The 14,494-nt window shown below is 53.3% G+C and carries 13 protein-coding genes; 3 read left to right on the top strand and 10 right to left on the bottom strand.

Annotation, left to right across the window (positions count from 1 at the left end; all coding sequences use genetic code 11):
- Nucleotides 1–22: 22 nt before the first annotated feature.
- The 4 genes from EL294_RS08240 to prdA (EL294_RS01720) form a co-directional block, all read right to left on the bottom strand.
- Nucleotides 23–160: a hypothetical protein gene (locus EL294_RS08240; protein WP_197721101.1), complete on the bottom strand. Its 138-nt coding sequence runs from the start codon at nt 158–160 to the stop codon at nt 23–25.
- A 135-nt stretch (nt 161–295) separates the two neighbouring features.
- Nucleotides 296–748, bottom strand: coding sequence for a glycine/sarcosine/betaine reductase selenoprotein B family protein (locus EL294_RS08235; RefSeq protein ID WP_197721100.1), 453 nt, complete (start codon nt 746–748; stop codon nt 296–298).
- Nucleotides 749–769: 21 nt separating this feature from the next.
- The gene (locus EL294_RS01725; RefSeq protein WP_126464812.1) at nt 770–1,033 is read right to left on the bottom strand and encodes a CBO2463/CBO2479 domain-containing protein; all 264 of its coding nucleotides are present in this window, start codon (nt 1,031–1,033) and stop codon (nt 770–772) included.
- A gap of 3 nt (nt 1,034–1,036) precedes the next feature.
- A complete protein-coding gene (prdA, locus tag EL294_RS01720) occupies nt 1,037–2,953 on the bottom strand; it encodes a D-proline reductase (dithiol) proprotein PrdA (RefSeq protein WP_126464811.1) in 1,917 nt (638 codons plus the stop codon).
- A gap of 511 nt (nt 2,954–3,464) precedes the next feature.
- Here prdA (EL294_RS01720) and EL294_RS01715 point away from each other — a divergent pair.
- Genes EL294_RS01715 through selB form a run of 3 tightly spaced genes read left to right on the top strand, consistent with a single transcriptional unit; the run spans nt 3,465 to nt 7,671 of the window.
- On the top strand, nt 3,465–4,376 hold the full coding sequence (locus EL294_RS01715) for a selenium metabolism-associated LysR family transcriptional regulator (RefSeq protein WP_164715176.1): 912 nt from the start codon (nt 3,465–3,467) through the stop codon (nt 4,374–4,376).
- Nucleotides 4,373–5,782, top strand: a complete 1,410-nt coding sequence (selA, locus tag EL294_RS01710; protein ID WP_197721099.1) for an L-seryl-tRNA(Sec) selenium transferase — start codon at nt 4,373–4,375, stop codon at nt 5,780–5,782. Before EL294_RS01715 ends, selA begins: the two co-directional genes overlap by 4 nt.
- Complete coding sequence (selB, locus tag EL294_RS01705) at nt 5,779–7,671, top strand: selenocysteine-specific translation elongation factor (protein ID WP_126464809.1); 1,893 nt, start codon at nt 5,779–5,781, stop codon at nt 7,669–7,671. The genes selA and selB overlap by 4 nt, the downstream gene beginning before the upstream one ends.
- A gap of 39 nt (nt 7,672–7,710) precedes the next feature.
- Here the strand turns inward: selB and EL294_RS01700 are convergent, their stop codons facing one another.
- From EL294_RS01700 to prdC, 6 genes are all read right to left on the bottom strand, one after another.
- Entirely contained in the window at nt 7,711–8,955 is a 1,245-nt protein-coding gene (locus tag EL294_RS01700; RefSeq protein ID WP_126464808.1) for a glycine/sarcosine/betaine reductase component B subunit, read from the bottom strand.
- A 65-nt stretch (nt 8,956–9,020) separates the two neighbouring features.
- Complete coding sequence (gene prdB / locus EL294_RS01695) at nt 9,021–9,782, bottom strand: D-proline reductase (dithiol) protein PrdB (RefSeq protein WP_269471189.1); 762 nt, start codon at nt 9,780–9,782, stop codon at nt 9,021–9,023.
- Nucleotides 9,783–9,784: 2 nt separating this feature from the next.
- Nucleotides 9,785–10,210 carry a CBO2463/CBO2479 domain-containing protein gene (locus EL294_RS07930; RefSeq protein WP_197721097.1) on the bottom strand — a complete coding sequence of 142 codons (426 nt, stop codon included), beginning with the start codon at nt 10,208–10,210 and terminating at the stop codon, nt 9,785–9,787.
- A 5-nt stretch (nt 10,211–10,215) separates the two neighbouring features.
- Complete coding sequence (gene prdA / locus EL294_RS01690) at nt 10,216–12,000, bottom strand: D-proline reductase (dithiol) proprotein PrdA (RefSeq protein WP_126464806.1); 1,785 nt, start codon at nt 11,998–12,000, stop codon at nt 10,216–10,218.
- 481 nt (nt 12,001–12,481) lie between these two features.
- Entirely contained in the window at nt 12,482–12,958 is a 477-nt protein-coding gene (locus tag EL294_RS01685) for a glycine/sarcosine/betaine reductase component B subunit (RefSeq protein ID WP_126464805.1), read from the bottom strand.
- A gap of 19 nt (nt 12,959–12,977) precedes the next feature.
- Complete coding sequence (prdC, locus tag EL294_RS01680) at nt 12,978–14,300, bottom strand: proline reductase-associated electron transfer protein PrdC (protein WP_126464804.1); 1,323 nt, start codon at nt 14,298–14,300, stop codon at nt 12,978–12,980.
- Nucleotides 14,301–14,494: the final 194 nt, after the last annotated feature.

Here is a 14,494-nt window from a genome sequence, read left to right as displayed (position 1 = left end):
ACTATCCCCCTACTACGATGGTTTAGACCTTCGCTTGGTATTCGAAGGGCAAATCGACGATCTTGCCGGCACTGGGAATGGCGATAAGCTGTTCCAAGGTAGCCTTCAAGATACCGGTTTGCATTTCTACGTTGTTCGGTTCCCCTGCGTTGGCTCCCATAGGAACACGCGGTGCAACCGCTCTGGGCGATCCGTTTTGACGGACAACCGGAGGTAATGCAGCGATCAAGATGGTAGGAATCCCCGATTCCTCTATCGCACGTTGAACAATCGTCGCGGTGCGGTGACAGGTACCTCAGCCACCTGTGAGGATAACTGCATCTACATCCTCATTGTTCAGAAGTTCTGCGATCTTCGGACCGGTCTTGTTGGTGAAAGCGTCTTGGTCTCCACCACCGCCCATGAAACCGTAGTGCATGGGAGCAACTTCGCCGATAAATCCTTCTTCTGCGAGCTCTTGCAATCTTTCGATGGGGAACATACAGTTGATGTCCTTGTTTACGTCGGAGTTGTCGTATCCGCCGTGGGAAACCATCAATTCGTCTCCGTCTACATCTCCGGGGATTTCGCGGAAAGTGGTATCCCCTGCAAGGTTAAACCGCTTGTCGGTCTTTAAGTGAATACCGGCAGCACTTGCAATGGCGACTCGCATATCCTTCAGTTCCTTTTTTACCGGTGCCCAGACGGGTTTCGGCGTAATAGGAACATAGATTTCGGATTGCAAGCCCTTAATGCTTGTAAGCTTCATTCTATTTCCTCCTTGTGGAAATCAGTCTTCGAGACCTCTTTCTCTTCTCAATTCGATATTTCTTTGGTATCCTTCGTTTACATCCGGGCTGATCACTTCGGGCATCGACATCAACATTCCGATTTCCATGCCCTCTTCGAGGGGGTAGTCGGAGATGATATAGCGTAGGGGCACTTTGAGTTGTCCCATTCTGCCCTTAAAGTCGATGGTGACGGATGCTTCGGTGAGACGAACGATGATGCCTTCAATATACGTCTCCGAGGAGACATATCTCAGTTTTTCCATCGTTTATTCTTCGTCTTCCTCGTCTTCGCGTTCGTAGATTTCGCGACGTTTCTTACTCTTTTCGAGTACTTGTTCATTGTCTACGAGTTCGAATTCACGACCGGTTTGTTCGCGGATCAGTTCCACGTTATTCAGCTTCACATTGTTGTTCCACTTTCTTTCCGGTGCCTTGATTTCTTCGCCGGCCATTACGGTCTTCAGCATAGCGATGGCGCGGATAGCGTCTTCTTCGCAAAGGGTGTTATTTTCGAGAATTTCGTTTTCGATCCCTTGCATGGACTTGTTGTTGTCGACCATAGCCGTCATATACTTGTTACCTGTTACGAGGGCACCTTGAACGGCACAGAAGGACATACCGACTACGGGAACGCCGCGCATACCGACTTGTTCGTGGTGAGAACCGAAGTCGATGTGGTTGTTACCGAAGCCTTCGGTGGTGATTACGACACCGTCGGGATTGATCGCTTCTACGGTCATACCGAGACGCTTGGATACATAGAATTTTTCGGTGTTGGCTTGAGGAGAGCCTACGAGCAAAACGCCGAGCAAGTCGATTTCGTCGTCAGCCAATGCTTCGAGTACCAAGGGTTCTCTGAAGTAGTGACGGCTCATTTCCTTGGATGCCGGTCCGATACAGGTAAGTGCGTGCACGCCGCCGTCTAAGATTTCGAGGGGGCTGAGCATGATCGGAAGGTTACCCAAGTCGACGTTCGGCTTACCGCCCAACCATCCGCAGGGTTCGATGGGAAGAAGCAAGTTGTCGTGCATTGCGCCTTGTCCCATGATTTCCTTGATGATGAGGACCTTTTTGCGACCGTCTTTGCGAACGTGGGAGAAGTTTTCTTCTCGTACGGGTTCGGCTTCCAGCTTCTTGAGCGCTTGACGGATTTCATCGGTCAAGGTGTCGGTAGCGTGGTGCGCCGCCATGGGTCCGCGACGTTCCATGTTGGTCTTTTCTTGGATGGTAATTTGGGTCTTAATGAAGGTTTCGCCTTTGTCCGGGCTGCCGGGGCGATTCCACATAATGTTTTTGTCCATTTCCCCTTCGGAAGAACCGAATTCACCGATTTGAACGCCACCTTCGTCGGTACCGGTCAGCATCATAATGACGCCGTCGAGTACGCGGGTAACGCCTTCGCCAAGTTCGCCTTCTTCTTTGGTGGCGATGGGCTGTACGTCCATGATCGTTTCGGAATATTCCTTATAGCGATCGGGAGTAATGATTTCGATGGAGAAGTCTTTTACGAGTTCTTGAGAATCGATAACTTCTTGCTCGATGCCTTCACGAATATAGAGGGTGGCGCCTTCGATCTTGGTTTCGGGACCGCGCTCTACTTTGTCAATCGTGTAGTATTTTTTTTTGAGCGTGCGAATTTCGTGGGTTTCGCCTTCGGCTTCTTCGCCGGCATCTACCGCTTGTGCACCGGTATTGTCAGCGCCCGCTGCTGCGCTTGCCATCTGGGGGAAAGCTGCCCCACCTGCGACACCAGTGCCGCCTACGACGGGAAACGTAACTTCGATGTTTTTACCTTCAGCGATCTTGATGGTCGCATAACCACCGACAGAAGGTGCTGCCACTGCTTGGGGAGCTGCTTGCGCTACGGGTGCTTCTTCCGCCGCTTCCGCTTCTTCTGCGGGAGCTTCTTCGGCTTCGTCTGCTTCCTCTTCGGGGAGCTCTTCTACGAGATCCATGGTGAGGGGAGTCAGGGCATCGACGGTTTCTTTGAGCTTGCCGCCGATTACTTGGCCGATCGTCAGGGTTTCGTCATTGATATCCAGCAGACCGGTATCTTGCAGGTCCGGGAAAATGGCCGGGTCTTCCAAAATGGAAGGCTCGATGACTTCACCGGCTTCGAATCGGCAGCAGGTTACGGCAGGATCGCCTTTGTGCTGCATAGCCGTTTCTTTGGTAATAGACATTTTCTTCCTCCTTATACATGAACAACCTGCACCGGAGAGACTCCGGCGCCCGACGGAAGAATCGCCGTCGGATTCCTTCGAGAAGAGAAGACCGGCCGCGGAATACGCGAAATGCCTCCGACGGTTACGCGCTTAAAGTCGGCTCTGCCTTTCCCTCTCGATGTAGGTAAATTATACCAATTCCTGAAAACGTGGTCAAATAACGGTATTCTTTATACATTTACAGCTTCTGGGAGAAAAATAACAGACTGTTTTTTCAGGAAAACTCTGTATATGTTTTCCTGAGTTTTCCTGCGGCAGTTTGTTATCGTCTAAACGATCACCTTTGTGACGAATTTGTTTTTCCTATACGAGATTATTTTTTCCCGAAACTTCCATGCCACACCCCGTCCCAAGTCGTGGGAATCCACCCGAAGCTGTGATAAAATCGAAGTATAGAAAAATAAATAGGCGTAGAGGTTTTATCTATCCGAGCAATACTGCGCTTGATTTATTTCAGACGGAGGAAAAAATGGATTTTAAACAGATTAATGCTTTTGTGAATGTGGCCAAATACAAGAGCTTTTCCCGCGCGGCGGATGCTTCTTTTTTGACCCAACCGACGATCAGCGCCCACGTAATCAGCTTAGAAAAGGAACTGGGCGTGATCTTGCTCAACAGAAATCGCGGCGAGGCGATCCTCACCGACGAAGGCAAAAAACTCTATAAATACGCGGTCAATCTGATCAATGTGCGCGACGAGGCCATTCACGAGGTCAAGCAAGAGGTCCACGAAGAGGTGGCGGGGGTGCTTTCGATGCAGGTCTCGTCGGTGATCGGCGAATCCTGGATCCCCAAGCACTTGGTCCGCTTTCGCGAGGAACACCCCTATGTCCGCTTTTTTATCGACCAGTCGGACAGCGACATCGTAGAAAACAATCTGCTCTCGGGCCAGGGCGATCTCGGATTTCTCGGCAAAAAGCCCAACTCCGCACTGGGATCGGAGCGAGTGCTCACCGATCCCTTGGTGCTGATCTGCCCCAAAAACGAAAAGTACAAGACCTTATATAAGAAGTATCAGTCGCTCAGCATCAAGGAGATCTTGGGCGAACAGTTTATCTGGCGAGAAGAGGGTTCCGCCACCCGCCGCCAGTTCGAAAAAGAGGTGGAAAAGCTCGGCTATTCCAGTTACCAATGGGGCATGAGCGCGCTTCTCACCCATATCGAATCGATCAAAAAATGCGTAGAGCTAGGCCTCGGCATCTCGGTCATTTCGAAGATCTCCGCATGGGAAAACTACGAGGCGCGGGACTATCTGATCTTTAAAATCAAAGAGTTGCATATGACGCGGGATTTCTATATGGTATGGAATAAGAACGTCACCTTATCGCAACAGGCACAGGCGTTCAAAAAATACATTCACGAAAAGGCGGAAATCCAATGACATTTAGTATGAAGGAAAAATCACAATACTTACAACAGCTGCCCCAGGTAAACGAGCTCTTAATGGCGCTCGAAGGCAAATCCGACGATGTGGCGCTATTGAAAGAGGCGGTGCGCGATGCACTCGATGCCGCGAGAAAAGGAATCCTTGCGGCAGAAGACGGAGAGCGCTGCCGCGCCCTCGCCGATCGGGCCACGATCGAAGCATCGATCCTTTCTGCCCTCGCCGCCAAGGGGCGTCCGGCGCTGATGCCGGTGGTCAACGCCACCGGGGTGATCCTTCATACCAATCTGGGCCGCTCGCTCTTGAGTGAGGATGCCATCGCAAATATTTCTGCGCTTACGGGCCGCTACGCCAATCTGGAATACGATGTGGACGCAGGGCGTCGCGGCAGCCGCCACGATATTTTGAGCGGCCTCTTGCGCGAGATCACCGGCGCGGAAGATGCGATGGTCGTAAACAACAACGCATCGGCGGTGCTCCTCGCCATCAGCGCCCTTACCGCCCCCGAAGGCGAGGTCATCGTCTCCCGGGGCGAGCTGGTCGAGATCGGCGGTTCGTTTCGGATTCCCGAAATCATCGAGCTTTCCGGCGCCACCTTGCGGGAGATCGGCACCACCAATAAGGTGCACCCCGCGGACTACGGGCGCGCCGCCGAAAGCGAAGCGGCAGAGGTGCTCCTCAAAGTACACACCAGCAATTTCAAGATTATGGGCTTTACCGAAGAGGTAGAACTGCCCGCGCTCCGAGAGATCGCCGATCGCCACGATTTGCCCCTGATCTACGATTTGGGGAGCGGACTGATGCACCCCCTTACCGATGTGGGCATTCGGGAACCCGACGTGCTCTCTTCCCTCGCGGCGGGGGCGGATCTGGTGCTGTTTAGCGGCGACAAGCTGTTGGGCGGGCCCCAGGCGGGAATCGCCATCGGAAAGCGCGAGTATATCTCCCGCATGAAGCGCCACCCCTTGGCGCGGGTGGTGCGCATGGACAAGATGAGCTTTGCCGCCTTGGAGGCAACCCTCAAAAGCTACCGCAATCCCGAAAAGGCGCGCAAAGACATTCCGGTGCTCTCGATGATCGCAAAACGTCCTGAGGACATCCAAAAAGAAGCCGAGGCGATGGCAGAAGCACTGAAAGAACTCGGCTACTTCGCCGAAGTCGCTCGCGACCAGAGCGAAATCGGCGGCGGCTCCTGCCCCGGGGAGTACCTCGACACCTATGTGGTGTCGGTAGAAGACCCCAAGGCGAGCGCCGCCTCGCTCGAGGAAGACCTCCGCAAGAACGATCCGCCGATTGTCGCTCGCATTCGGCGCGACCGCCTATTGATCGATGCGCGCACGCTGCGCCCGGGAGATACGGACACGATTCTGCGCGCCATGAAACTTAGAAAGACATCGCGATGAAAAACGTCATTATCGGAACCGCCGGCCACGTGGACCACGGCAAGACGACCTTGCTGAAGGCACTCACCGGCGTCGATTTGGATACATTACAAGAAGAACAAAAACGAGGCATTACCATCAATCCCGGCTACAGCACCATGGAAAACGACCGGGGACTGGATATCGGCATTATCGACGTGCCGGGCCACGAAAAGTTCGTGCATAATATGCTCACCGGTATCGGCGGCGTCGATCTGGTGCTTTTATTAATCTCCGCCGAGGAGGGCATTATGCCCCAGACCCGCGAGCACTTCGAGATCGTAAAGGCGCTGGGAATCGATACGGGCATTCTGGTCCTCACTAAGGTGGATCTGGTGGATCGGGAGTGGATCCCCATCCTCGAAGAAGAAGCCCGAGAAATGGTACAGGGCAGCTTCTTAGAAGACGCGCCCCTCGTCCCCGTCTCCGCCTATACCGGCGAGAATATCGAGACGCTTCGAAATCTTATGCTCGATATGGCCGAGGCCGCCGAGGAGACGCCCCGCACGCCCGAACTCACCCGATTGCCGGTGGACCGCATCTTCTCGGTGGCAGGCCACGGCACCGTCGTCACCGGCACTTTGGTAGAAGGCGCCATCCGAAAGGGCGATACGCTGCGCCTGTACCCCAAAGAGGATCTCGCCGCGGTGCGGGGGATTCAAGTCCACGGCAAAGAGGTCGAAGAAGCCTTTGGCGGACAGCGGGTGGCACTCAATATCTCGGTCAAAAAAGACCGCCTCGAAGTCGGCGACGTACTCGCCCCGCCCCATAGCCTTCCCCTCACCAAGCAGATCGACGTGGCGATTCACATGTTCGCCTCCACGGAGCGCACCATGAAAAATTCCAGCCGCGTCCACGTAAACTACGGCAGCGGCGAAGCACTGGCGCGGGTGATTCTCTTCGGCGAAGACGAACTGCTCCCCGCCATGAGCGCCTACGGCCAGTTGCGATTCGAGGCGCCGATTCCCATTCGAAAGGACGACCCCTTTGTGCTGCGCTTCTTCTCGCCCGTCGAAAGCATCGCCGGCGGACGGGTGCTCGAGGTGCATCCCAAGCGCCACAAGCGCAAGGACGAGCGCGTCGTCGAGCGGCTTTCTCAAAAAGATACCGGAGACGACGCCACGATCTTCGCCCTCGCCCTCGAGGAAAACCGCTATCGCTATGCCGACGAGCGCGAACTGGGGGCGGCGCTGGGCTTTTCCGAAGAAAAGCGACACGCGCTCCGAAAAGAGCTCACCGAAGCAGGCACCACCGTCGAACTGCCCGGCGGCCTCTTGGTACACGCGCACACCGCAGAAGGCGTGCTGGAAAACGCGCGCGCCATCCTCGCCCGCTACCACGAGGAATTTCCCCTCGAGACGGGCATGCCCAAGCAGGCGTTTCGCCATCAGCTCCAAGAGGCGGAGCACTTCGATGACGAAAAAATTCCCGAGGCGTTTCTCGCCCATTTCTACCAAAAGCACCTGCTGGAAGACCACGGCAAGCGCATCGAGGACAGCCACTTTACCGCGACCCTCACCCCCGAACAGGAAAAGCAGTGGCAGCGCGCCGAAGCCATCGCCAAGGAAAAGGGGTTCGAAGGCGCCGACGACAGCGACTTTGTTCCCGTGGGCAAAAAGCGCGAACACGTGCTCCGCTTTATGGAAGAATCGGGAACGCTGATCGCCTTAGAAACCCGCACCTTGCACCGCGACGTCTGGGACGAGGCGGTATCGATTGCCCTTGCGATGATCGACGAAACCGGCAAAATGAAACTCGCCGACTTCCGAAACGCCATCGACACCTCGCGCAAATACGCGGTCGAGATCTTAGACGAAATGGACCGCCGCGGATTCACCAAATTTCATGACGGCGTCCGCGTGCGCGCATAAATCACACCGAAGACCGGCGATGCCGGTCTTTTTTGATACCTAAAGCAGGGTGTGGAGCACGCCGTCTCGAATTTGGTTCGGGGTCACGAAAAAAGGAATATTGTTGCAATCTCTCAGCATGCGCGCCCCGATAAATCCCGCCGGCTCGTCGGGAAATACCGCGCTATCGTACATATTGCCGAGGCCCGAGGTGATCTTGACCAAAAGAATACGGGGATTGCCCGGCCGCGTCTCGTCGTAATAGTCCTTGCGCTCGGATTTCATATCCATCAGATCCGCCAAGACGCCGCGGATCTCTCCGACAATGCGGTCTGTGGCGCGGTGCGCCGCCTCGAGACCTTCGGCGGTGCGTCCTTCTTTTTCTTCAAACAGATAGTCGATGTGGAGGATATAATCCGACGATGCCGGCGTCCCCGCCCGGTCGAATTCTACCCGCTCTTTTAGAATGCCTTCGGACGATCCGATATTCGACGGCTGAAATCCGCTATTCTCCTCCACCCCGGTGCTCATCACCGTCACGTCTTCCAACACGTGGGTGATACCCTTTCCAAGGCTGCCGCGGTGTTTTACCGCTATGGGCGAGAAATCGAGATTGGAATTGACGAAGCCGTCGACCTCTCCGGGCACGAGGATCGAGACCCGAATATCTCGAATCCGCGGCTCTGTCTCTTTTATTCGCTCTTCGATCCCCTTTCGCACGGTGAGGACGCCTCTACGAATGGCGGTCTCTTCGCCAAATTCTACTTTTTCGATGGCGAACGTCTTTTTCGTCAAGCGATGCCGCTTTTCTCCCTTCGGCAGCGGATCTGCAGGAACGATGCCCTTTTTCTTGAGTTTCGACTGTAATAGCGCCAATGCCTTGACGGCGTCGATCTCTGTCAGATTGTTTTCGCCCACCTTACAGGTTTCATAGCCCGACGCCTCTTTGTTAAAATCGATCACCGTCTCCACATAGGGATTTGTCGCGACGAGCCTCCCCTGCTGTGCTACATAGCTCAGCCCTACGGAGGGAATCCCGCGAATCCCGAGTTCTCGAATCACTTCCACAAAATCGATATGGTGATTTCCCCACCCGTCGATGGCCACTAAAGCGCCGTCGATTGCAAGCGCCTCGGCGAGTTCCGCCGTGCGCTTTGCGGTAAAGACCTTATCGCCGTAGACTTCGCTTACGCCGTTGATGATGACGCCGGGAAAGTCGACCTTTTCGTCTTTGCCCAAGAGATCGGTTATCGGGCAGCGGTAATGGTGCAGGCTCGTCATCTTGATACTGGGACCTAAACCCATGGATTCCTCCTTTCAAAAAAAGCTGCCACGAATGTGACAGCTTTTTATAAACCACGAAACCGCGTTTATACGTTGTGACGATATTCGTAAGGCAACATCTTGGTTTGATTGTAGCTGGGGCAGTCCCGTACCCATTCCAGGGAATCCTTCAAAATGCCCATTTGCATTTCTACATTGTTGGGTTCGCCGGCGTTGGATCCGATGGGAACGTGCGCAGCGGCAATGCGGGGTGCACCTTGTTGTCTTGCGATGGGGGGGAGTGCGGCGATTACCACACAGCTCATGCCCGCTTCTTCACACGCGCGGGTAACGATGGTCGCGGATCTGTGACAGGTACCGCAGCCGCCGGTACAAAGTACGACGTCGACGCCTTGCTCCTTCAATTTCTTTGCGATTTCGGGGCCGGTTTCTTCGCGGAACTTTTCTACGTTTCCGCCACCGCCCATAAAGGTGTAGGTTACTTCCGGGAGGGATCCGATAAATCCTTCTTCCACCAGCTCGTGCAGGCGGTCGATGGGGAACATCGCGTTGACGTCCTTGTTGATATCGGAGTTGTCAAATCCCCCGTGAGTAACCATCAATTCGGAAGAGGGCGTGTCGAAGGGAATTTCTCTATAAGAGAAGTCGCCCGAGGTGTTAAAGGGTTTGTCCTTCTTATTGTGAATCCCACCGGCGGTGATAAAGGCGACTTTACATTCGCTCAGGGGTTTCTTTAATTCGTTAAACACTGCCTTCGGAATATTCGGCACGAATATTTCCGATCTCAATCCTTCCACGGTTTTTAAAGTCATTTCAGTCCTCCTTACAATCGACTTTGTTGTCTGAATCTTTATTCGGCGACGACGAGGGCCTTGCTCAGATAGAACTCTACCGGTAGTCCTTCCTTTAAGGGTACTTCGGTAATTACCGTGCGCCTCGGGACGCGGATGGCGCCCAGATCGCGGTTCATCTTGCATTCTACGGCCGTATCGTTTACTTCTGTGAGAACGCCGCTGACTACACAAGGTTCGATGGTCTTCTGATTCAGGAGTTCGGAGACGTCATTGTCAAAGGGCATATCCTGTACGCGCAGATAACTGTAATAGAAGGTCAAATACCGATTTCTATCGAAATCTTCGTAATTGACGATCAATGTCTTGGGGATGACCAAGACGCCCAGGCGGCCGCTTAAGTGGATCTTTATCCGATTCTCCTCTACCCGATCGAAGCTCTTAATCTTTCCCTTTACCTTGACGGGTTGTATCGAGTACTCCATCAGAATTAGTGAATCGTACCGCTTTCAACCAGCTCGGAAACGGGCAGACCCATGATCTTGTTGTTTTCGTTGATTACATCGTGGTTCCATTTCTTTTCGGCGGGAAGGATTTCTACGCCTTCGATCTTGTTCTTGAGCATTTGGATCGCTCTTGCAGCCACTTCGGGGGTGATGCAGTTGCAGCCGGCGATGTCGTTTTCGAATCCGCCCGCATCGAGGTTTTCTTCGACCATGGCATCGGCGTGCTCGTTACCTACGACCAATTGTCCTTGGTATGCACAGAAGGATACGCCCACTACGGGGATGCCGCGCTTACCGGCTTGGCCGATGTGTTCTACAAAGTCGATGTGGTTATTGCCGAAACCTTCGGTGGTGATGATTACGCCGTCCAAGGACAGGGCATCGAGGGTGGAACCGAGTCGTTCGGAAACCCACATTTTTTCGTCGTTGACTTGGGGGGAGCCTACGAGGCATACGCCGACCAAGTCGAGTTCTTCGTCTTCTGCCAATCCTTCGATTAAGGGTTCGCGGATATAGTGGCGGGTCATTTCCTTCGTAGCCGGTCCGATACAGGTCAGCGCATGTACCGCACCGTCTCTGATTTCGTTGGAGTTCAATACCAAAGGAACGTTGCCAAGGTCTACGTTCATGCGACCGCCGGCGACGCCACAGGGTTCGCTGGGACAGAGGCAGTTGTCGTGCATAGCGCCTTGACCCATGATTTCCTTAACGAGGAGGATACGGGGTCTGCCGGGACGACGTACGTCTTCGCAGAGTTCTTCTTTTACGACTTCGCCTTCATAATCCTTGAGTTCTTCTCTAACCGCTTGGATAATGTAGTCTTGGCATTTGTGTGCGGCCAAGGGTCCCGGTCTGGTCATACCGGTGAGGCGTTCTACTACGGCGTGGCAGCGAATGATGATGTCGCCTTCGTCGGCACATCCGGGATGGCCGAAGAACATTTGCTCGTCGAGATATCCTTCGGAAGAACCGAATTCGTGAATTTGTACGCCGTCTTCGTCTACGCCGGTGAGCATAAATACGACGCCGTCGACGATCTTGGTAACGCCTTCGCCCAAATTGCCTTCGATCTTGGTGGCGATGGGTACGACATCCATAATGGTTTCGGTTTCGATATGGCGATTGTCCGGATGGATTACGTCGAGCTCCAGACTCTTCACCAGGACGTCTTCCTTGACGGCTTCTTTTACGATGTTCTTGTCGATGGTGATGACGCCGTTTTCGATGGAAGTCTTGTCGCCGAGCTTGGCGTCGTTGATCTTAATATGTTTTTTCGTCAGTTTATGGATGACTTTCTTTTCGCCGATTTCCGCTGCGGCTTGTGCCGGTGCGGCGGCTTGTGCGCCTTGTGCGGCAACGCCTACGGGCACTTCGACCTTCAGGCCGTCAAATTTTTCCGCCTTTCCTATTTCAATACGAATCATTCCGCTTCCTCCTACGGTAGGGACGATAGAAGATACATTGTTCGCTTCTTCCTTGACTTCTGCTTTCGGCTCTTCTTTTTCGGCGGAAGGTTCTTGGACTTTATCGATCATATCCTTCGTGATAGAAATCAATGCGTCGGCATCTTCCTGCAGAACCGATCCCAGTACTTGCTCGATGGTCAAGCCGTCGTCAGAGAGTTCGATCAAACCGGCATCCACCATATCCGGGAAGAGAGAGGGATCTTCGAGGTCGGCAGAGCTGATCTTCGTTCCCTTTTCAGTGCGGCAGCAGAATACTGCCGGATCCTTTAAATGTGCTTGGACTTGTTCATTGGTTAACGACATATACAGCCTCCTTCGTTTCAAGGTATTCTCGGCCGGAGTTGAATACGTTTACATTACGCGTGACAAACTGCATACATTTGAATTCAAATCGATGTTTCGTCGGCGAGGCAAAATTCCACATACGATCTATGCGGGTATTACACGCCATTTCACGAAAACTGCAGCACTTTCGCGAAGGCATGTTGCTGCAGACCCGAATATTTCGATTTGTGAAATTCCCCCGTCAGATACGATGTTAACAAAGGTAGGGAGTTTTCGTCAATAAAATTACATTAGTATTTGAATATTTCTCGGGAAATAAAAGTTATTTGAAAAATCGATAGTCGGCTATCAACGGCTTATTTACGCCATTTCATACCTCTAAACCCCATGGTTTTGCTTTGTTTTGGGAAAGTCCGGCGAATCTTTGCATTGCGTTTTCCCGCCATTTTTCACATAGAAAAAGGAAACGCATATGCGTTCCCTTTTGTCAAATGTCGGACTATTTTTGGGATTTCATCTTGCGGATCTTGAGTTTGAGAAAGGCGATCGCCTTTTTCGCATCCAATTCGTCGACATTGTTTTCGCCGACGACTTCCGTCTCGATGCCCGCCTCGGACTTGTTGATGTCCACGAGGGTGTCCATATATTTGTTTTTCACCACAAATGCGGCTTGCGTACCCTGAAAGGTGACCCCCACGGTGGGGATGCCCCGCTTGCCGAGCTCCTCCCAGGTGTTGGCAAAGTCGACGTGGGAGTTGCCCCAGCCGTCGGCGCTCAGGATGACGCCGTCTGCACGCATGCCCTCGATCCACTGGGCGGCGCGGGTGCCGACCAGATACTTATCGACATTGTCTTGGGGAGTGCCCACGAGGACGACGCCCTGAAAGTCGATGTCGGTATCTTCTCCCAAGAGTTCCACGAGGGGATCGCGAAAGTGGTGTAAACTGGTTTCTTTCGTGGAAGGACCGATTCCCATGGTCTCCTCCTATCTGTCTTTAGAGTTGGCTTTCGTCGTACTTGCGGATCACGGGCATGCCCATGGTGCGCAGTGCGGCGTCGGTGGCGTGGTGTACTTCCAAGCCGGCCTTGGGTGCAGAACCCATAACCGTATTGGAGCAGTCGGTGCAGTGGCCGATCAGTACGGAATTGGCGCCTTCCTTCTTGAAGTGGAGCACGTGTTCCGCCTGTCCCGGGCAGTTCCCCGGATCCTTGCACTTGTAGGTTCCGTTGTTTTGTTCTACGGCGTTTTTGCACACGCGGTATCCGATGGGCTCTTGTCCCAAGGATTGCGCGATTTCGTAGAGGCGTTCCTTAGCGGGACCGCAGGCACATTGGATGATGCCCAAGGGACCCTTGGCTTCGGCGAAGGGTTCTACCGCGGTTATGCCGCCGTAGAGTTTGTAGACGGCGGAGTTTTCCAACATTCTGCGTCCGGTATAGGGGCCGCCGATGAGAATTTCGCCGATGGGCTCGTCGATGCCGCCGAAATCTTCGATGATGTCTTCGATCATCATGCCGTAGGGAATGTGGATGATTTCTTTTTCGCCTTTTTTCTTGAATTTCTTGAACTTGCCGGCTACGGTGACGTATTTGTCGATCATGGGCTTGTGGTGTTCTACGGCTTCGTAGATGGCACACAGGGTTTCCACGTTAAATACGACGCAGTTTGCCGCCGCGGGCAGCGCACCGGGTTCGAGCAATACGTTTACGGTATCGCGTACCAATGCGCGCTCTTCCCCTACGGGATATACATTTCTGAGGGGCAGGCAGCGAATGTCTTTGATGCCTTTTTCCTTCAGGAATTTATTGATATGCTTGATTTCTTCTTTGTGTTTGAGCTTAATGCCGATGATCCCTTTTGCCGCACCGGTAGACTTCATGGCGATTTGGATACCGCCGATGAGCGCTTCGGTTTCTTCCATGATTTGCAGCATATTGTGTTCGAGAATCGGTTCGCATTCGGCGGCGTTACAGAGGATGTATCCGCCTTCCTCGAGTTTCGTACCCATTTTTACATAAGCCGGGAAACCTGCCCCGCCCATGCCGAGGATGCCGGCCTTGCGTACCGTTTCGGCATCGTCTTTACCGGGCTCCAATTTGATGAAATCGTCGCTCTTGTCGCCCTGTTCCACGAGAATATAGTCTTCGTGTACTTCTTTTACCTTTCCGTTCACGGAACTGTGAAGCGGTACACTCAATTTCTCGGGATCGTAATCTGCGATCACTTGGCCCCGCTTTACGGAGTCGCCTTTTTCCACAACCGGTTCCGGCGGTGCGCCGACCCCTTGTTTCAGAAAAAACTTAAATTCTTTTCCCATTTCTACACTCCTTCATGCACTTAAACGGATGTCCGAATATGGACGCGTAACGGGGGAGAAATCGCTGTTTGTCGGGATTATGGAATTTCAACCTCAAGTGAATTATAGCAACACCCCCGCGACCCGTCAAGAAACGGGACGGGAATTTGCCCCGGACGCATAAAAATTTTGATTCGGGGTAAGATACAGACAGA

Source organism: Aedoeadaptatus ivorii (assembly GCF_900638585.1).
In the GTDB taxonomy this organism is placed as follows: domain Bacteria; phylum Bacillota; class Clostridia; order Tissierellales; family Peptoniphilaceae; genus Aedoeadaptatus; species Aedoeadaptatus ivorii.
This window is presented reverse-complemented; position numbering and strand designations above follow the sequence as displayed.

What these genes read in the sequence shown, in the direction of transcription:
- prdC (WP_126464804.1), bottom strand. Translation starts at nt 14,300, where the DNA reads ATGGGAAAAGAATTTAAGTTTTTTCTGAAACAAGGGGTCGGCGCACCG.
- prdA (WP_126464811.1), bottom strand. Translation starts at nt 2,953, where the DNA reads ATGTCTATTACCAAAGAAACGGCTATGCAGCACAAAGGCGATCCTGCC.
- EL294_RS01685 (WP_126464805.1), bottom strand. Translation starts at nt 12,958, where the DNA reads ATGGGAATCGGTCCTTCCACGAAAGAAACCAGTTTACACCACTTTCGC.
- EL294_RS08235 (WP_197721100.1), bottom strand. Translation starts at nt 748, where the DNA reads ATGAAGCTTACAAGCATTAAGGGCTTGCAATCCGAAATCTATGTTCCT.
- selA (WP_197721099.1), top strand. Translation starts at nt 4,373, where the DNA reads ATGACATTTAGTATGAAGGAAAAATCACAATACTTACAACAGCTGCCC.
- EL294_RS01725 (WP_126464812.1), bottom strand. Translation starts at nt 1,033, where the DNA reads ATGGAAAAACTGAGATATGTCTCCTCGGAGACGTATATTGAAGGCATC.
- EL294_RS07930 (WP_197721097.1), bottom strand. Translation starts at nt 10,210, where the DNA reads ATGGAGTACTCGATACAACCCGTCAAGGTAAAGGGAAAGATTAAGAGC.
- selB (WP_126464809.1), top strand. Translation starts at nt 5,779, where the DNA reads ATGAAAAACGTCATTATCGGAACCGCCGGCCACGTGGACCACGGCAAG.
- prdA (WP_126464806.1), bottom strand. Translation starts at nt 12,000, where the DNA reads ATGTCGTTAACCAATGAACAAGTCCAAGCACATTTAAAGGATCCGGCA.
- EL294_RS08240 (WP_197721101.1), bottom strand. Translation starts at nt 160, where the DNA reads ATGGGAGCCAACGCAGGGGAACCGAACAACGTAGAAATGCAAACCGGT.
- EL294_RS01700 (WP_126464808.1), bottom strand. Translation starts at nt 8,955, where the DNA reads ATGGGTTTAGGTCCCAGTATCAAGATGACGAGCCTGCACCATTACCGC.
- EL294_RS01715 (WP_164715176.1), top strand. Translation starts at nt 3,465, where the DNA reads ATGGATTTTAAACAGATTAATGCTTTTGTGAATGTGGCCAAATACAAG.